The 14,185-nt window shown below is 68.6% G+C and carries 13 protein-coding genes; 6 read left to right on the top strand and 7 right to left on the bottom strand.

The window, feature by feature from the left end:
• Positions 1 to 25: 25 nt before the first annotated feature.
• Complete coding sequence (locus tag EAF64_RS04540) at positions 26 to 787, top strand: GNAT family N-acetyltransferase (protein ID WP_129067762.1); 762 nt, start codon at positions 26 to 28, stop codon at positions 785 to 787.
• 3 nt (positions 788 to 790) lie between these two features.
• Here EAF64_RS04540 and nadC read toward each other — a convergent pair whose 3' ends face one another.
• The 4 genes from nadC to EAF64_RS04520 all read right to left on the bottom strand — a co-directional run bounded on the left by nadC (position 791) and on the right by EAF64_RS04520 (position 5,951).
• Entirely contained in the window at positions 791 to 1,606 is an 816-nt protein-coding gene (gene nadC / locus EAF64_RS04535; RefSeq protein ID WP_129067761.1) for a carboxylating nicotinate-nucleotide diphosphorylase, read from the bottom strand.
• Positions 1,606 to 3,150: an L-aspartate oxidase gene (locus EAF64_RS04530; RefSeq protein ID WP_129067760.1), complete on the bottom strand. Its 1,545-nt coding sequence runs from the start codon at positions 3,148 to 3,150 to the stop codon at positions 1,606 to 1,608. The genes nadC and EAF64_RS04530 overlap by 1 nt, the downstream gene beginning before the upstream one ends.
• A 3-nt stretch (positions 3,151 to 3,153) precedes the next feature.
• Positions 3,154 to 4,275, bottom strand: a complete 1,122-nt coding sequence (nadA, locus tag EAF64_RS04525; protein WP_193767565.1) for a quinolinate synthase NadA — start codon at positions 4,273 to 4,275, stop codon at positions 3,154 to 3,156.
• Between the two features lie 143 nt (positions 4,276 to 4,418).
• Entirely contained in the window at positions 4,419 to 5,951 is a 1,533-nt protein-coding gene (locus EAF64_RS04520; protein WP_129067758.1) for an amidohydrolase, read from the bottom strand.
• 172 nt (positions 5,952 to 6,123) lie between these two features.
• Here EAF64_RS04520 and EAF64_RS04515 point away from each other — a divergent pair, with 172 nt between their 5' ends.
• The 3 genes from EAF64_RS04515 to EAF64_RS04505 are packed head-to-tail and all read left to right on the top strand — an operon-like array spanning position 6,124 to position 9,116.
• Positions 6,124 to 6,834, top strand: a complete 711-nt coding sequence (locus EAF64_RS04515; RefSeq protein ID WP_129067757.1) for a hypothetical protein — start codon at positions 6,124 to 6,126, stop codon at positions 6,832 to 6,834.
• A 7-nt stretch (positions 6,835 to 6,841) separates the two neighbouring features.
• Entirely contained in the window at positions 6,842 to 8,653 is a 1,812-nt protein-coding gene (locus tag EAF64_RS04510) for a spermidine synthase (RefSeq protein WP_129067756.1), read from the top strand.
• A complete protein-coding gene (locus EAF64_RS04505) occupies positions 8,625 to 9,116 on the top strand; it encodes a DUF2617 family protein (RefSeq protein ID WP_129067755.1) in 492 nt (163 codons plus the stop codon). Before EAF64_RS04510 ends, EAF64_RS04505 begins: the two co-directional genes overlap by 29 nt.
• On the opposite strand, the gene EAF64_RS04500 is transcribed toward EAF64_RS04505, so the two are convergent.
• Positions 9,107 to 9,715: a hypothetical protein gene (locus tag EAF64_RS04500; protein WP_129067754.1), complete on the bottom strand. Its 609-nt coding sequence runs from the start codon at positions 9,713 to 9,715 to the stop codon at positions 9,107 to 9,109. The two genes, EAF64_RS04505 and EAF64_RS04500, sit on opposite strands and share 10 nt — an antisense overlap.
• 143 nt (positions 9,716 to 9,858) lie before the next feature.
• Between EAF64_RS04500 and EAF64_RS04495 the strand changes: the two genes are divergently transcribed.
• Complete coding sequence (locus EAF64_RS04495) at positions 9,859 to 10,302, top strand: DUF7522 family protein (protein WP_129067753.1); 444 nt, start codon at positions 9,859 to 9,861, stop codon at positions 10,300 to 10,302.
• Here the strand turns inward: EAF64_RS04495 and EAF64_RS04490 are convergent.
• Entirely contained in the window at positions 10,283 to 12,406 is a 2,124-nt protein-coding gene (locus EAF64_RS04490) for a pentapeptide repeat-containing protein (RefSeq protein WP_129067752.1), read from the bottom strand. The two genes, EAF64_RS04495 and EAF64_RS04490, sit on opposite strands and share 20 nt — an antisense overlap.
• 104 nt (positions 12,407 to 12,510) lie before the next feature.
• Here EAF64_RS04490 and hmgA point away from each other — a divergent pair, with 104 nt between their 5' ends.
• Positions 12,511 to 13,722, top strand: a complete 1,212-nt coding sequence (gene hmgA, locus EAF64_RS04485; protein WP_129067751.1) for a hydroxymethylglutaryl-CoA reductase (NADPH) — start codon at positions 12,511 to 12,513, stop codon at positions 13,720 to 13,722.
• Here hmgA and EAF64_RS04480 read toward each other — a convergent pair whose 3' ends face one another.
• Positions 13,723 to 14,133, bottom strand: coding sequence for a hypothetical protein (locus EAF64_RS04480; RefSeq protein ID WP_129067750.1), 411 nt, complete (start codon positions 14,131 to 14,133; stop codon positions 13,723 to 13,725). It abuts the gene before it with no gap.
• Positions 14,134 to 14,185: the final 52 nt, after the last annotated feature.

Here is a 14,185-nt window from a genome sequence, read left to right as displayed (position 1 = left end):
ACGGGGAGTCCCTACCCGTCGGGAGATGAGCCCCTTCGGCTCTTTCGATCTGGATGACGACGACCGGATGTCGATCTATCGGTACGTCGAACGTCACGGGACCGTCGACACCAGCGCGGCCGCCGAACACGTCGGTATCGACCCCGAAACCTTCCGACACCACGTCTCGATCCTGAAACGGGACGGGTACGTCCGCGAGACCGACGACGGCAACCTCCGGGTCCAGCTCGACTGCGGCGAGAGCGAAGAACACGAGACAGCGGGTCTGAACTACGAGATCAGACCGGCGTGTCAGGCCGACGCGACGGGATTGCTCGGCGTCGTCCGACAGGTCGCCGACAAGCAGGAGCACCTGGTCGCAGAGAGCGTCGCGGAACAACTCGAGTACGAGGACGCGCTCTTCCGGAACAACGCCGGCGAGACGCGCGTGTTCTTCGTCGCAACCGTCGAGGACGAGGTCGTCGGCTGGTGTCAGGTGGAGATTCCGAGCCTGGCGAAACTCGCCCACACAGCCGAGATCACCGTCGGCGTCCTCGTCGAGTACCGCCGGTACAGTATCGGCAGCCACCTCCTCCAGCGCGGGATGGAGTGGGCTCGCGCCAACGGCTGTCGGCGCGTGTACAACTCCCTGCCCGAGACGAACGATCTGGCCGTCTCCTTCCATCAGGAGAACGGCTGGCGCATCGAGGCCGTCCGGACCGATCACTTCGAGATCGACGGCGAACCGGTCGACGAGGTCATGCTCGCCGCCGACCTCGGGGGGCCTCGGCCGGTCCGGGACCGGTGACCGTCACCCCGTCCGGAACGAATAGTCCAGCGTGTCCGCCGAGTGGGTCAGGCTCCCCATCGAGATCACGTCCACGCCCGTCGCCGCGTAGTCGGGCACGTCTTCGACCGTGATCCCGCCCGACGCTTCCGCCAGCGTGTCGTCGTCGTGCTCGCGGAGCTTGGCGACCGCTTCCGCGGTCTCGTCGGGCGTCATGTTGTCCAGCAGAACGATGTCCGCGCCGGCGTCGGCCGCCAGCGGCGCGTCCTCGGGCCGCTCGACTTCGACTTCGATCTTCGTGGCGAAGGAGGCTCGTTCGCGGAAGTGGTCGACGGCTCCTTCCAGGCCCATCTCCGCGACGTGGTTGTCCTTGACCATCACCATGTGCGAGAGGTCCAGGCGGTGGGTGTCGCCGCCGCCGGCGACGACCGCGCGTTTCTCGACCCCGCGCAGCCCCGGCGTCGTCTTGCGGGTGGCCGCGATGGTCACCGCGTCGTCGACTTCCCGGGCGGCCGCGACCGCACGGCGGGTCTTCGTCGCGACGCCGGAGGCGTGGCCCGCGAGGTTGACCGCGACGCGCTCGCCGCGCAGCACCTCGCGTGCGGGGCCCGCGACCCGGAGGACCGTCCCGCCGCTCTCGACGCGGTCGCCGGCCGCCGCGGCGCGCTCGGCACGCACGTCCAGATACTCGAAGACGGCACAGGCCGCGTCCAGGCCGGCGACGATTCCGGGCTCCTTGGCGACGAGGCGGCCCGTCGTCTCCCCCGGAACCTCGTTGGTCACGTCGTGGTGGCCCAGGTCCTCCCGGAGCCAGTCCTCGACTGTCGACTCGGGGAGCATCAGTCGTCGGCCCGCGGTTCGGGTGCCCGGCCCCCGTCCGCGCTCGCCTCGTCGACGAGGTGGTGACAGCCGACCGACTCCTCGTTCTCGGCGGCCTGCCGGGCGATCAACAGCGCCGTGACGCTGGCCGACCGGAGTTCGTACAGCGACCGCGAGGTGCGGGTGCGGGTGTAGGCGTCGACCTCACCCTTCAGCCGGCGCAGGACCGCCATCGCCCGGCCCAGATCGTCGGGGTCGCGCTCCAGCCCGACGTACTCGTCCATCACGCGCCGGAGGCGGTGGAACTTCTCCCCGGCGAACCGCTCGGGGAGCTCCGGGTCGCGTTCGAGCAGTTCCGGCGCTTCGATCACGTCCACCTCTTTCCCCGCGGCGTCCTCGCCGGCGCGCAGGCCCCAGACGAGCCCCTCCAGCAGGGACGTGGAGGCCAGCCGGTTCGCGCCGTGGACGCCCGTGCGGGCACACTCCCCGACGGCGTAGAGCCGGTCGAGGCTCGTCCGCCCGTGTTCGTCCACGTCGACTCCGCCACAGAGGAAGTGTTCGGCCGGCGCGACCGGGATGCCGTCCTCGTAGGCGACGCCGTGATCCTCGCACTTCCCGACGAGGTCGGGGAACTCGCCCGCGAAGTCCAGCGGACTCACGTCCAGGGTGACCTCACCGGTCGCGTCGCGTTCGGTCTTCACGGCCCGGGCCACCACGTCGCGGGGTGCGAGTTCGGCGTCCTCGTGGTAGTCGGGCATGAACCGCTCGCCCTCGCCGTTCCGGAGGACCGCGCCTTCGCCGCGGACGGCCTCGGAGACGAGGAAGGGACTGTCGTTCGCCACGCAGACGGTGGGATGGAACTGGACGTACTCCATGTCGGTCACGTCCGCACCCGCGAGGGCGGCCATGGCGATGCCGTCGCCCGTCGAGCCGGCGGGGTTGGTCGTCCGCGGATAGAGGTCGCCGATGCCGCCGGTGGCGAGGACCACCGCGCCCGCGTACGTGGGCTCGAAATCCCCGTCCGACTCCAGGACCGCGCCGTGGACCCGGCCCTCGTGGCGGATCAGTTCGAGTGCGGCGGTGTCGTCCCGAATCGTCACGTCGTCGTGGTCGTCGAGGTAGTTCAGGAAGGGGACGTGGATGTGCTTGCCCGTCGAGGCGTCGACGTGCAGGATGCGGTTCGAGGAGTGGGCGGCTTCGCGGCCGAAGTCGAAGTCGGCTTCGCCGTCCCCGTCCTCGTCCATCCCCGTCGTGTCGAACTCCACGTCCAGCGTCTCCAGCAACACGTCCTGGACGGCGGCGTTGGCGTTCTCGACCAGCACGTCCACGGCCTCGGGGTCGGCCGTGTCACTGGAGGCCTCTACGATGTCGGCCTTGAACTGTTCGGGATCGTCGCGGGCGATGGCGATACCGCCCTGAGCCCACCACGAGGACGCCCCTTCGGGGCGAGTGGCCTTCGTCGCGACGGTCACGTCCGCGCCCTCGCGGGCCGCGGCGAGGGCGCTCGCGAGGCCGGCGATACCGGAGCCGACGACGAGCACGTCGGTTTCGTCGTGTTCAGTCATGGATCATATTTCGAGCATCCGGTCGAGGGCGACCTGTGCGAGTTCCTTCTCCTCGGGCGCGACCTCGATGACGTTGCGCTCGCGCCCCTCGACGAGCTCTTCGAGCACCCACGTCAGGTAGTTCGGGTCGATCTGTCGCATGGCGTTACAGTCCATGCAGGCGTCGCCACAGAGGGGGAGCACCTCCACCTCTGGGTGCCAGCGGTCGAGGTGCTTGGCGAGGTGGATCTCCGTACCGATGGCCCAGGTGTCACCGGGGTCGGCGTTCTCGACGGTCTCGGTGATCGTGGAGGTCGAACCCACGACGTCGGCGGCCTCGACGACCTCGCGGCGACACTCGGGGTGAACGACGACGTTGGCGTCCGGGCGCTCCTCCCGGAGGTCCTCGATGTGGCTCGCGCGGAACCGCTCGTGGACCTGGCAGTAGCCGTCCCAGAGGATGATGTCGTTCTCGGCCGCGGCGCTGGCGTCCTTGCCCTCGGGGTCCCAGGGGTCCCACTCGACGATCTCGTCCTCCATCCCCAATCTGTGGGCCGTGTTCTCACCGAGGTGCTTGTCGGGGAGGAACAGGACCTTGTCGCCCTTGTCGAAGGCGTACTCGAAGGCCTTGTGGGCGTTCGAGGAGGTACAGACCAGCCCGCCCTGCTCGGCACAGAAGGCCTTCAGGTCGGCGTAGCTGTTCATGTACGTGATCGGGATGATGTCGTCGTCGGTCTCGGCGGTGATCTCGGCCCAGGCGGCGTCGACCTGCAGGGCCTCGGCCATCCCGGCCATCGGACAGGACGCCTCCATGCTCGGGAGGATCACCGACTGCTCGTCGTCGGTGATGATGTCCGCGGACTCGGCCATGAACGTCACGCCGCCGAAGATCACGTAGTCGGCGTCGGCGTTGGCCGCCTCCTTGCTCAGCTGGTAGGAGTCACCCACGAAGTCGGCGTGTTCGACGATCTCGCGGCGCTGGTAGTTGTGTCCCAGGATGACGACGTCGTCACCCAGTTCGGCCAGTGCGGCCTCGATGCGCTCGGTGCGCTCGTCCTCGTCGAGGTCCCGGTAGGCCGGCGGGAGCTGTTCCAGGTTGTCGTACTTGAATAGACTCAGGTCCGTCTCGAACTGCGCTGTTTCCATTTCCGGCACGTGGACCACCCGATTGGTGTTGTACGTCGTACGGTATGCGGTATTGAAAAGATTTTGCCTTCAATGTCCGGGACCGGTGGGATTTCACGCAGATATTGCCGGGGTCTGGGACGCAGTTCGGCCGGGACAGCGGCTCAGCGGCCGTCGGCGGAGATCTCGCCGTCGACGACGGTCATCGCCACGTCGATATCCGCGATGGCGTCGTCGTCCGCGTCCCACGGCGACGCCGAGAGTACCGTGAAGTCGGCCCGCTTGCCTACCTCGACCCTCCCCAGTCGGTCTTCGTCGAAGCCGGCGTACGCCGCGCCCTCGGTGTAGGCCCGCACCGCTTCGGTCACCGAGAGTCGCTGGCCCTCGGCGGGTGCGGTGACGGCCTGCTGGATGCCGAACAGGGGGTCTATCGGCATACAGTCGCTCCCGAACGCGAGGGTCGCGCCGGCGTCCAGGAGGTCACGGAACCGGTCGCAGGCCCGCGCTCGCTCGCGCCCGAGTCGCGACTCGTAGAGCCCGCCCTCGCGGGCCCACTTCAGGAAGTTCGGCTGGACCGACACCACGAGTCCCGAGTCGGCCAGCCGCTCGACCAGGCCGTCGGTGAGCAGTTCTGCGTGTTCGATGCGGTGTCGGGCGGCCGCGTCGCGACCTCCGAACGCGTCGAGGACCGCGACGATCGCCGCGTCCCCGATGGCGTGGACGGCTCCCTGGAACTGGCCGTCGATCCGGTCGGCGAACGCCGCCAGCGCCTCGGGATCGGTGTCCCACCGCCCGGTCGTGTCCGCGCTTCCCTCGTCGCCGGGCTCTGCGTCCGCGTAGGGCTCGTCGAGCTTCGCCGTCCGGCCGCCGATGCTCCCGTCGGCGAAGGCCTTGATCGCCCCGACTCGCACGCGGTCGCTCCCGTGATCCGTCGCGAGTCCGGCCGTCTCCACCGCGTCGAGCAGTTCCCGCTGGTAGTTCAGCCTGACCCGCAGGTCGAGGTCGCCGGTCCGGTCGAGGTCGCGGTAGGCGCGAGCGACCGCCGGCCGGGCCACCATGTCGTGGACGCCGGTGATCCCCAGTTCGAGCGCGCGCTCCTGTCCGGCCAGCAGGAGGTCGCGGGTCCCCGCCGGGTCCGGTTCGACGGCCGAAAACACCGCCCGAACCGCGTCCTCGACGACCACGCCGGTCGGCTCGCCGTCGTCGGCTCGCACGTCATCGGCCGGGAGGTCGAGCCGATCCAGTGCGACGCCGTTGAGCGAGGCGACGTGCAGGTCCTCGCGGAACGCCGCGACCGGTCGCTCGTCGCTGACCGCGTCCAGGTCCTCCCGGGTGAGATACTGCCCGTCCCACGCGCTCTCGTCGTAGCCGAAGCCGAGGATCCACGCCTCGCGGGCGTCGGCGGCGTCGGCCAGTCGGGCGATACAGCACTCGGGATCGGCGGCGTCCCGCAGGTCGGCGTGGCGCGCGTACCGCCCCACCATCGGGAGGTGGGTGTGGGCGTCGACGAACCCCGGCAGGAGGACCCGGCCGCCGAGGTCAACCACGTCGGTCTCGACGCCGACCAGAAACTCGACTTCGGACGCGCGCCCGACGCGGACGACCGTCCCGTCCCGGACCGCGACGGCGCCGGCGCGCTCTCCGGTCAGCGTCCGAACGGTTCCGTTCGTGAAGACTCGGTCTGCGGCCTCGGTCACGTCTCCGTGGGCGGTGCGCACCGACTAACCGTTTCGGGTCGGTGACCGTTCCGCCCGGACCGCCACGGAGGGACCGACGGTCGCTCCGGGCCTGCCTTCCGGTGAGACGACCGTTTCGGCGTTCGTCCGAACAGTAGGATTAAAGTATAGGTTGGCATGATGACAAACAAGCATGGACCGCCGCAAGTTCCTCGCTGCGACCGGAAGCGTCCTCGGCGCGACGAGTCTGTCCGGGTGTGGCCTGCTCGGCTCCAGTGAGCTGCCGCCGCCGCGTAGGTCGGACGTGTTCCAGGAGATTGAGGTCTCCACGAACGCGCTGGTCGTGCCGCTAGAGAGCCAGCCCGAGGCCGAAGCCGCCGCCACGGACGGCAACGACGCCGTGGCCGCGGATGCGGTCGGGTCGCTCGCGCCCGTCGGAGTCGCTCGTGCGGCCAAGGGCCGCGGTGCCGTCGGTCGCGGGAGTGGCAGTTCGTACGCGGGCGCGCCCCACGGCGCGCACGGACGTGCCATCTGGCACGGTGAGGACGACGACGACGACTGGCGTGACAACCACCGGAGTCAGATCGAGATGTACCGGGTAGCCATCCCCGCCGTCGCGTTCGCCCGCGTCGGCCGCCCCGGCGACGACGAAGACGACCTCCCGGGTGCCGGACCGCCGGGCAACTGGGACGCGCGGATGGAGAACGTCGACGCGGGCGAGCCGGTCCGCTGGGAGCGCGACCTGAGGGAAGGCTGGTACCGTGTCGGTGCCAACCTCCAGGCCGAGAACGGCGACCGCAACCTGGGCTGGTCGGCCGTCGATCTGAACGTCGTCGAGAGTGGCGGCCAGTACGAGATCGACGAGAAGTGGAAAGTCGAGCCCCGACTGAACACGTCGGACTGACGCCCTCGTGACCTCGCCCTCCAGACGCAGCACGGTTTTCGGACTCACGTTCGTCGTCGCCTTCTGTAGCATCGTCTACGAACTCGTCTATTCGGAACTGTTGACGGTGATCTTCGGCGGCACGGTCGTCCGCTACTCGATCACCATCGGTCTGTTCCTGTTCTCGCTGGGCATCGGTGCCTTCGCCTACCGCTACGTCGACGACGACCCGGCGAACTTCTTCCGGCTGGAGGTGTACCTCGCGCTGGCTGGCCCCCTCGGCCTGGTCTTCATCGTCGCCGTCAACTCCGTCCCCGTCCCGGGCTCTCAGACCGTCGAACTCGTCGCCGAGACGGTCGCCCTGTGGCTCTCACACCTCCCGATCGTCGTCGTGGGGATCCTCTCGGGCCTGGAGATTCCCTTCCTCACCGACCTCGCCGACGCCGAAGGGGACGCCGACCTCGGCGCGGTCGCGGTCGTCGGCTCGCTCGGCCGTGGCTCCCGGCGACTCGCGAGGGGTCTGCTGGGCCTGCTGTTTCGGATTTCCGAGGCCGGTGAAACCCCAGAGGAAGCCGACGAAGCCGGCCAAGAGGGAAGCTTCTCTGCGATCCTCGGGATGGACTACCTCGGGAGCCTCGTCGGGACGGTCACCTACGCGCTGGTGCTGTACCCCTCGTTGGGACTGATCGCGGCGGTGTTCGTCCTCGGCCTCCTGAACGCGGCGGCCGCCTTCGCCGTCTACCTGCTGTACCGGGACCGGCCGGCGGCCGATCCGTCGGTCGGGTCGGGCGTCACCTTCGGGAGCGGCGTCCGGGCGTTGCTGGTCGTCTGTGTCGTGGCCTCGACGGCCTACGCCGGCGCACTGGCGGTCGACGACCGCGTCGAGTCGGAACTCCGGACGCTGTACCTCGAAGAGGGTATCGAAGACGAGTACCCCGACCGGAACATGGCCGTCTCGATCACCGATCACGAGACGACCCGGTACCAGGACGTCGTCCTCTACGACCGCGAGTGGACCGGTTCCGGTGCGACCAGCCCCTTCCCCGACGGCCCAGAGACCTGTCTCCGGCTGGACGCGGCGATCCAGCTCTGTGAGAGCTGGGTCGAATCATACCACCACGGTCTCGTGGACGTGCCCGCGGCCTTCGAGCCGCTGGCCGACCGGAACCTCTCCGGCGACCGCGTCCTCCTGCTGGGCGGCGGCGACTGGATCGCCGCCAACTACCTGCGCGACCACGGTGCGACCGTCGACATGGTCGACCCCGACAGGGAGTTCCAGCGCTACACCAAGGATCACCCGTTCTTCCAGCGGTACCACGACGACGCCTACCGGTACGAGAACCTCACCGTCCACCGCCAGGACGGCTACGCCTACCTCCGGGAGACCGAGCGCCAGTACGATCTCGTCCTGCTGGACCTGCCCGGCGCGCGCAGTGACGACCTCCTGCATCTCTACTCGACGGAGTTCTATCGGCAGGTTCGCCAGCACCTCACCACCGACGGGCTGGCGGTGACCTGGGCCTACTCCCGGTACGGCTTCCCGCAACACCGGAGCGCGTACCTCACGACCGTCGAAGCCGCCGGCTTCGACTCGTACTTCCCCTACCACGCCTACGGCGACTCGAACGGCGACGGCCGGGCCGAACAGGGCGAACTGTTCTACGCCCTCTCGCCGGGGCCGGCGCCCGACCTCGACCTCGATTCGGGCGGCGCGTACCTCGACCGCCACCGTGACCGCTACGCTGGCCGGGAGTGGCGGCCGGTCCCGTCGTTCCGCGGCGTGGCACCCAACAGCGTCTTCCACCCGAACTATGACATCATCGTCGACTACGGACCCTGAGGTCCACACGGATCGGCTGTTCGTCGGCTTCGGGAGCGACAGCCCCGACTGCGACCGCCTGACCGTGTTCGCCGAGACCACCGTCGACCTCCGTGGCGTGCCCGCCGAGATCGCCGTCATCGGGAGCTCCCACTACGTCTACGCCCCCGACCTCGACTTCCGGGAGATCATCTCCTGTCAGTCCCTCTCCCACGACGCCGTGGCCGAACTCCCCTTGCCCGACGGCGACGACCGGCGACTCCGGTACGCCGGCGAGTCGGTGACCGCAGAGACCAGCGTCTCGATCCGCGACATCGACACCTACCCCGCCGGACGCGACTTCGAGCTGGCCTACGAGTTCGCGCCCGAGGCCTACACCGCCATCGCGGTCGACGGCGACAGCTACGAGACCTACCACACCTACCCCGAACACGGCTGTCTGGTGTACTCAGAGACCGCCCTCCAGCGGACCGATCAGCGGTAGATCTCGCGGCGCTCCCGGTCAGAGAGGTCGACGCTCCCGTTCGCGGGCACTCGGCAGAAGGAACACTCGTCGGAACTGGCGACCGTCTGGACCGTGACCGTGAGGCCGAACAGACAGAGGACCTTCTCTTCGCGGCGTTCGATCACGCGTTCGGCGTCGTGGCCGCAGTACTGGCAGTGGTCGCGCTCGATCTCGGTCTGGTAGGAGACGAGATCGAACCCGAACCAGCCAAGCCCCGCGTACGCCTCGTCGCGGGTCGTCTGCACGAGGTCGGGTTCGCTTCCGGTGTCGAACGACTCCCGCGAGATGGAGTTGGCCTCCCCCTCGTCGCGCTCGCGTCGGAGCGACATCTCCTCGCCCAGGGCCAGCGAGTTGCGGTCGCCGGTGAGTTCGAGGACGACCGTCTCGTCGCTGCCACGGACGCGGACGGAGTTGTGGTCGCCGGTCAGCGCGAGCCGGAACGCGTCGGTCGCAGGGGTCACGTCGACGGCACAGCGCTCGCCGGTGACGGCCAGGCTCTCGACGGTGCCGGCGTCGACGCTCTCGCGCTCGCCGCCAACCGTCGCCTCGTACTCGCCGGACTCGGGTGCAGAACTCATAGCAGGGCGGATTCGTTTACACTGGAACGGCGGCGGGCTTGAAAGTTCGTGGTTGCGAGCCGGACTCGACGGTGCACCCGGACGCACCTTCGACTACCCCAGGGCACCGGTACCGTTGAGTCCATAGAGCGCCTACGTGGTGCATGCCTGCGGGTATCACCAACACCGGCATCGACGACGAACGTGGCGATGGCATCGTCAGCGTGTCCCGGACGACCCTCGGCGACACGCTCCGCAGTGTCGTCTATTTCACGCCGGCGGCGTTCGACATCCTCTACGTCCGGCAGGATCTCGACGAGTCGACCGAAGCCGCCCGGCCGACGAAAGAACAGCTGGTCGAATTCGAGCGACTCGGGTTCGCCGAACGCCCCGTGCGGACCGCCATCTCGACGAGCGAGCCGGTGGCCGGGATCGGTTCCTACGAGTTCACCGTCCGGTTCCACGAGGACGGGTTCGTCTGTCGCGTCATCGAGGGAAACGCGGGTGTCGTCCTGACGACCGACGCGATGGACGTCGACGCCTTCGAGGACGTGGTGACCGCGATCAGACGCCTCCTCTCGGGGACGGCTACATCTCCGAGCGCTTGATCAGCGCGTACAGCACGAGGCCGCCGAGGATGACCGAGAGGTACACCTCGAACGGCGCGAGGATGCGCGCGGCCCACCCCTGTGGCCCGTTGAACCCGTAGCCGATCGTGAGGAAGGTGATGTAGCTAAAGGAGAGAATCTCGAAGAGCTGTGCCTGTCCACCCGGGCTCGTGAACGCGGCCGAGATGGATTCGGGCTGGCTGACGCCCTCCAGGGCGAAGGCGGGACCGCCGAAGGCGTAGACCGGCGCGAAGAGGAGGGGGACGATGGCGAACACGGCGAAGATACGGAAGATGCGCATGCCGTGGCCACAGGTGACGCCGAGGAAGGCGTTCTCGGCGGCGCGGACGCCGTTTTTGAACCGCGAGCCGAGGTCGCTCGCGCCGTCGGCCGCGATGGCGAGGTGTTTCTTCCGAGCGTACTGCTGGCGCTTCACCCGGAACTCGCCGGCGGCTTTCATGTCGCCGGCCGCCGAGGCGCTGTTTTTCGCGTTGAGGTAGGTCGTCTCGATCACTTCGGGCGTCATCTCGACGGCGTAACTGCGGTCGGTCGTGTCGTCGAACTCGTGGAGGACCCAGTCGTTGCGGTCGAGATAGTCCGTGTGGGTCGAGAAGTCGAACTCGTTGCCGTCGAACTCGCTGAAGACGGTGTTACAGAAGCGGAAGTAATCGAGCAGGCGCTGGCTCCCGCCGCTCTCGTCGGCCGACTGGAGGGTGATGTCGCCGATGGAAGCCCGCGTGAGGTCGTAGCGGACCCATCCCTCTTTGGGCTGGGAGATCGTGCCGCCACGGATCGTCGCGTCCGTGAGGTTCACGTACGGGTCGTCGTCGATGGCCAGCACCAGCATGTCGATGCGGTCGGTGAACGTCGCGTCCGCGAACTGGATGGTGCCGGCGAACTCGACGCGCATGAAGTTGGCCGAGGTAAACTCCGTCCCGGAGAAGTTGGCGTCGTCCACGAAGGTCGCACTGTCGAACGTTGCGTTGTCCTCGAGTTGGTTGGCGTGGCCCCGGAACTCCGCGCCGCGGAAGACGGCCTTTCCCCGGAAGGTCGTCTCCGAGAAGTCGGCGTCCTCGACGAAGCGGGCTTCGTCGAAGTCGGCCTGCCCGTCGAAGGTCGCGCCCACGAAGTCGGCGTCGGCCATGAACCACGCCTCCTCGAAGACGGCCTCGCTCCGGAAGGTGGCGGCCTCGAAGTTGGCGTAGCGGAACTCGGCCTCTCCGAACTGCGTCAGACCGGCGAAGGTCGCGTCCGCGAAGGACACGTCGTCTTCCAGCGACCGTGCGCCGCCCTCGAACACCGCGCCCTGGAAGTCGGCGTCGGCTGAAAAGGTTGCACCGGCGAAGGTCGCGTCCTCCGTGAACCGCGCCTCGGCGAAGTTGGCCTCGGCCTCGAAGGTAGTGTCGGTGAACCGAACGTCGCCGTCGACACGCAGTTCGCGGAACTGCGCCGGTCCCTCGAAGGTCGCGCCGTCGAACGTGCTGGCCCGGAGCTGAACCTGCTCGAAGACGGCCTCGTCCGCGAAGGTCACGTCGGCGAAACTCGCGTTGTCGTCCATCGCGTTCGAGCGGCCGGCGAAACTCCCGCCCCGGAAGGAGACGAAGTCCTCGAACAGCGCACCGTCGAAGCAGGTGTCGTCGCCGCAGGTGATCTCTTCCAGGCGTGTCTCGGCCTCGAAGACGGTGTCGGCGAACTCACAGTCCCGATCGAACCGTGACTCCTCGGCGGCCACCGGCCCGGTGATCGTCGAGTCGGTCACTTCCACGTCGTACTCGAAGCGGGCGTCCTCGATTTCGAGGGCACCGATCTCGCAGTCCTCGAAGATGAGCGGGACCATCACGTCGGCGTGTTCGACGCTGATCCCGTCCTCGAAGGTGCAGCCGTGGAACTCGACCGGGTGGTTGTTCTCCCGGCCCACGTCCAGATAGTCGAGTTCGAGTCGCGGGAAGGTCCGGTCCTCGAACACCTTCTGGTCGCCCTCGCCGTAGCGGATCACCTCGATCAGGGCGTCCTCAACGGCCGTCGGGTCGATCCCGTCCGCGGCCCGCTCGCTGGGGGATAGCTCCAGGATCGACCGACTCTGTTTGAGTGACGTGTCGGTCATTTGTCGGACCGTCGTGGACCGGGCTCAAAAATTTTTGGAGAGTGAAACGTACTCACAGGTCGTCCTTCGGAAACGCTTAGGACGTACCCGCCACACCGTCGGGTATGACCGATCCGTCCGACCTGGCCCGTCGCGTCCGCGAGGGCGAGCTTCGGCTCCACGAACTGGACGACCACGCCGACCCCGAGACGGCCGCCACCGCACGCCGGCTGTTCGTCGAGGGCGAGACCGACACCGACCTCGACACCGTCGGCGAGTACGCCTTCGACGCCGCGACCGCCGAACCCAACATCGAGAACATGATCGGCGGGACGCAGGTCCCCGTCGGCGTCGTCGGGCCCGTCGAGATCGACGGCGGGGCCGTGGACGGCGAGCGCTACCTCCCGCTGGCGACGACCGAGGGTGCGCTGATCGCCAGCGTCAACCGCGGCTGTTCGGCCATCCGCGCGGCCGGCGGCGCGACCGCGCGCGTCCTCAAGAACGGCATGACCCGCGCGCCCGTGTTCACCGTCGAGGACGTGGGCGAGGCCGCGACGGTCGCCGCCTGGGTCCGCGAGAACACCGACGCCCTCGCCGCCGCGGCCGAGTCGACTACTAGCCACGGCGAGTTGACCGACGTGACGCCCTACGTCGTCGGGGACTCCGTGTTCCTGCGCTTCACTTACGACACCAAAGACGCGATGGGGATGAATATGGCCACGATCGCCACCGAGGAAGCCTGTGGCGTCGTCGAGGCGGAGACGCCCGCCTCACTCGTGGCGCTGTCGGGGAACCTCTGTACGGACAAGAAACCGGCCGCGATCAACGCCGTCGAGGGGCGGGGTCGAACGGTCGCCGCCGACGTGTTCATTCCCCACGACCTGGTCGAAGAGCGGTTCAAGACGACGGCCGACGCCATCGCGGAGGCAAACACCCGCAAGAACCTCGTGGGCAGCGCCAAGGCGGGCAGTCTGGGGTTCAACGCCCACGCCGCCAACACCGTCGCCGCCGCGTTCCTCGCGCTGGGACAGGACATCGCCCAGGTGGTCGAGGGCTCGAACGCCATCACCACGGTCGAGGAACGCGAGGACGGCCTCTACGCCAGCCTCACCATCGCCTCGCTGGAAGTCGGCACCGTCGGCGGCGGGACCGGCCTCGCCACGCAGGCCGAGGCGCTGGAAGTGGTCGGCGTCACCGGCGGCGGCGACCCGGCGGGGAGCAACGCCGACGCGCTCGCGGAGGTGATCGCGACCGCCGCGCTGGCCGGCGAACTCTCCCTGCTCGCGGCGCTGGCCTCCCGGCACCTCTCCAGCGCCCACGAGGAACTGGGGCGCTGACTACCGGCCCGGAACGCGGCCGGTCGGACCGATCTCGTCGAGGCGGCGCGCGTCCCCGATGATGCCGAGAACGACCAGCGCTCCGCCCAGCGCCAGCACGCCGATCAGGAGGGCGAAGAAGACGCCGTCCAGTAGCGGCACCAGCAGCCAGTCGACGAACAACAGCGCCCAGGCCACCGACAGACAGGCGAAGCCCACGGCCTGGACCTCGTGGCCGAGGACGTGGTGGTACCCGCTCCCGAGCGCGAACCCGGCGACGAACAGCACCTGCCCGAGTCGGTGGAGGCCGACGGAACCGACCGTCGGTTGGGTGGCGCTGCCGGCCGCCACCACGACGAGCGCCCCGAGCGCGATGGCGGTCCCCGACGCCAGCACGAGCACGTCGGCGGACTCCGGTCGCTGGTCGGCCATAGGTGTGTGTGTCACGGTGTCGCATGTTAAAGTCCACAGTCGGCGGGCGGAC

This window comes from Halorientalis pallida, from assembly GCF_004118325.1.
In the GTDB taxonomy this organism is placed as follows: Archaea; Halobacteriota; Halobacteria; order Halobacteriales; family Haloarculaceae; genus Halorientalis; species Halorientalis pallida.
This window is presented reverse-complemented; position numbering and strand designations above follow the sequence as displayed.

Coding starts and splice junctions, on each gene's coding strand:
- nadC (WP_129067761.1), bottom strand. CDS start 1,606: ATGCTCCCCGAGTCGACAGTCGAGGACTGGCTCCGGGAGGACCTGGGC.
- EAF64_RS04530 (WP_129067760.1), bottom strand. CDS start 3,150: ATGACTGAACACGACGAAACCGACGTGCTCGTCGTCGGCTCCGGTATC.
- nadA (WP_193767565.1), bottom strand. CDS start 4,275: ATGGAAACAGCGCAGTTCGAGACGGACCTGAGTCTATTCAAGTACGAC.
- EAF64_RS04505 (WP_129067755.1), top strand. CDS start 8,625: ATGACATCATCGTCGACTACGGACCCTGAGGTCCACACGGATCGGCTG.
- EAF64_RS04540 (WP_129067762.1), top strand. CDS start 26: ATGAGCCCCTTCGGCTCTTTCGATCTGGATGACGACGACCGGATGTCG.
- EAF64_RS04495 (WP_129067753.1), top strand. CDS start 9,859: ATGCCTGCGGGTATCACCAACACCGGCATCGACGACGAACGTGGCGAT.
- EAF64_RS04480 (WP_129067750.1), bottom strand. CDS start 14,133: ATGGCCGACCAGCGACCGGAGTCCGCCGACGTGCTCGTGCTGGCGTCG.
- EAF64_RS04500 (WP_129067754.1), bottom strand. CDS start 9,715: ATGAGTTCTGCACCCGAGTCCGGCGAGTACGAGGCGACGGTTGGCGGC.
- EAF64_RS04515 (WP_129067757.1), top strand. CDS start 6,124: ATGGACCGCCGCAAGTTCCTCGCTGCGACCGGAAGCGTCCTCGGCGCG.
- EAF64_RS04490 (WP_129067752.1), bottom strand. CDS start 12,406: ATGACCGACACGTCACTCAAACAGAGTCGGTCGATCCTGGAGCTATCC.
- hmgA (WP_129067751.1), top strand. CDS start 12,511: ATGACCGATCCGTCCGACCTGGCCCGTCGCGTCCGCGAGGGCGAGCTT.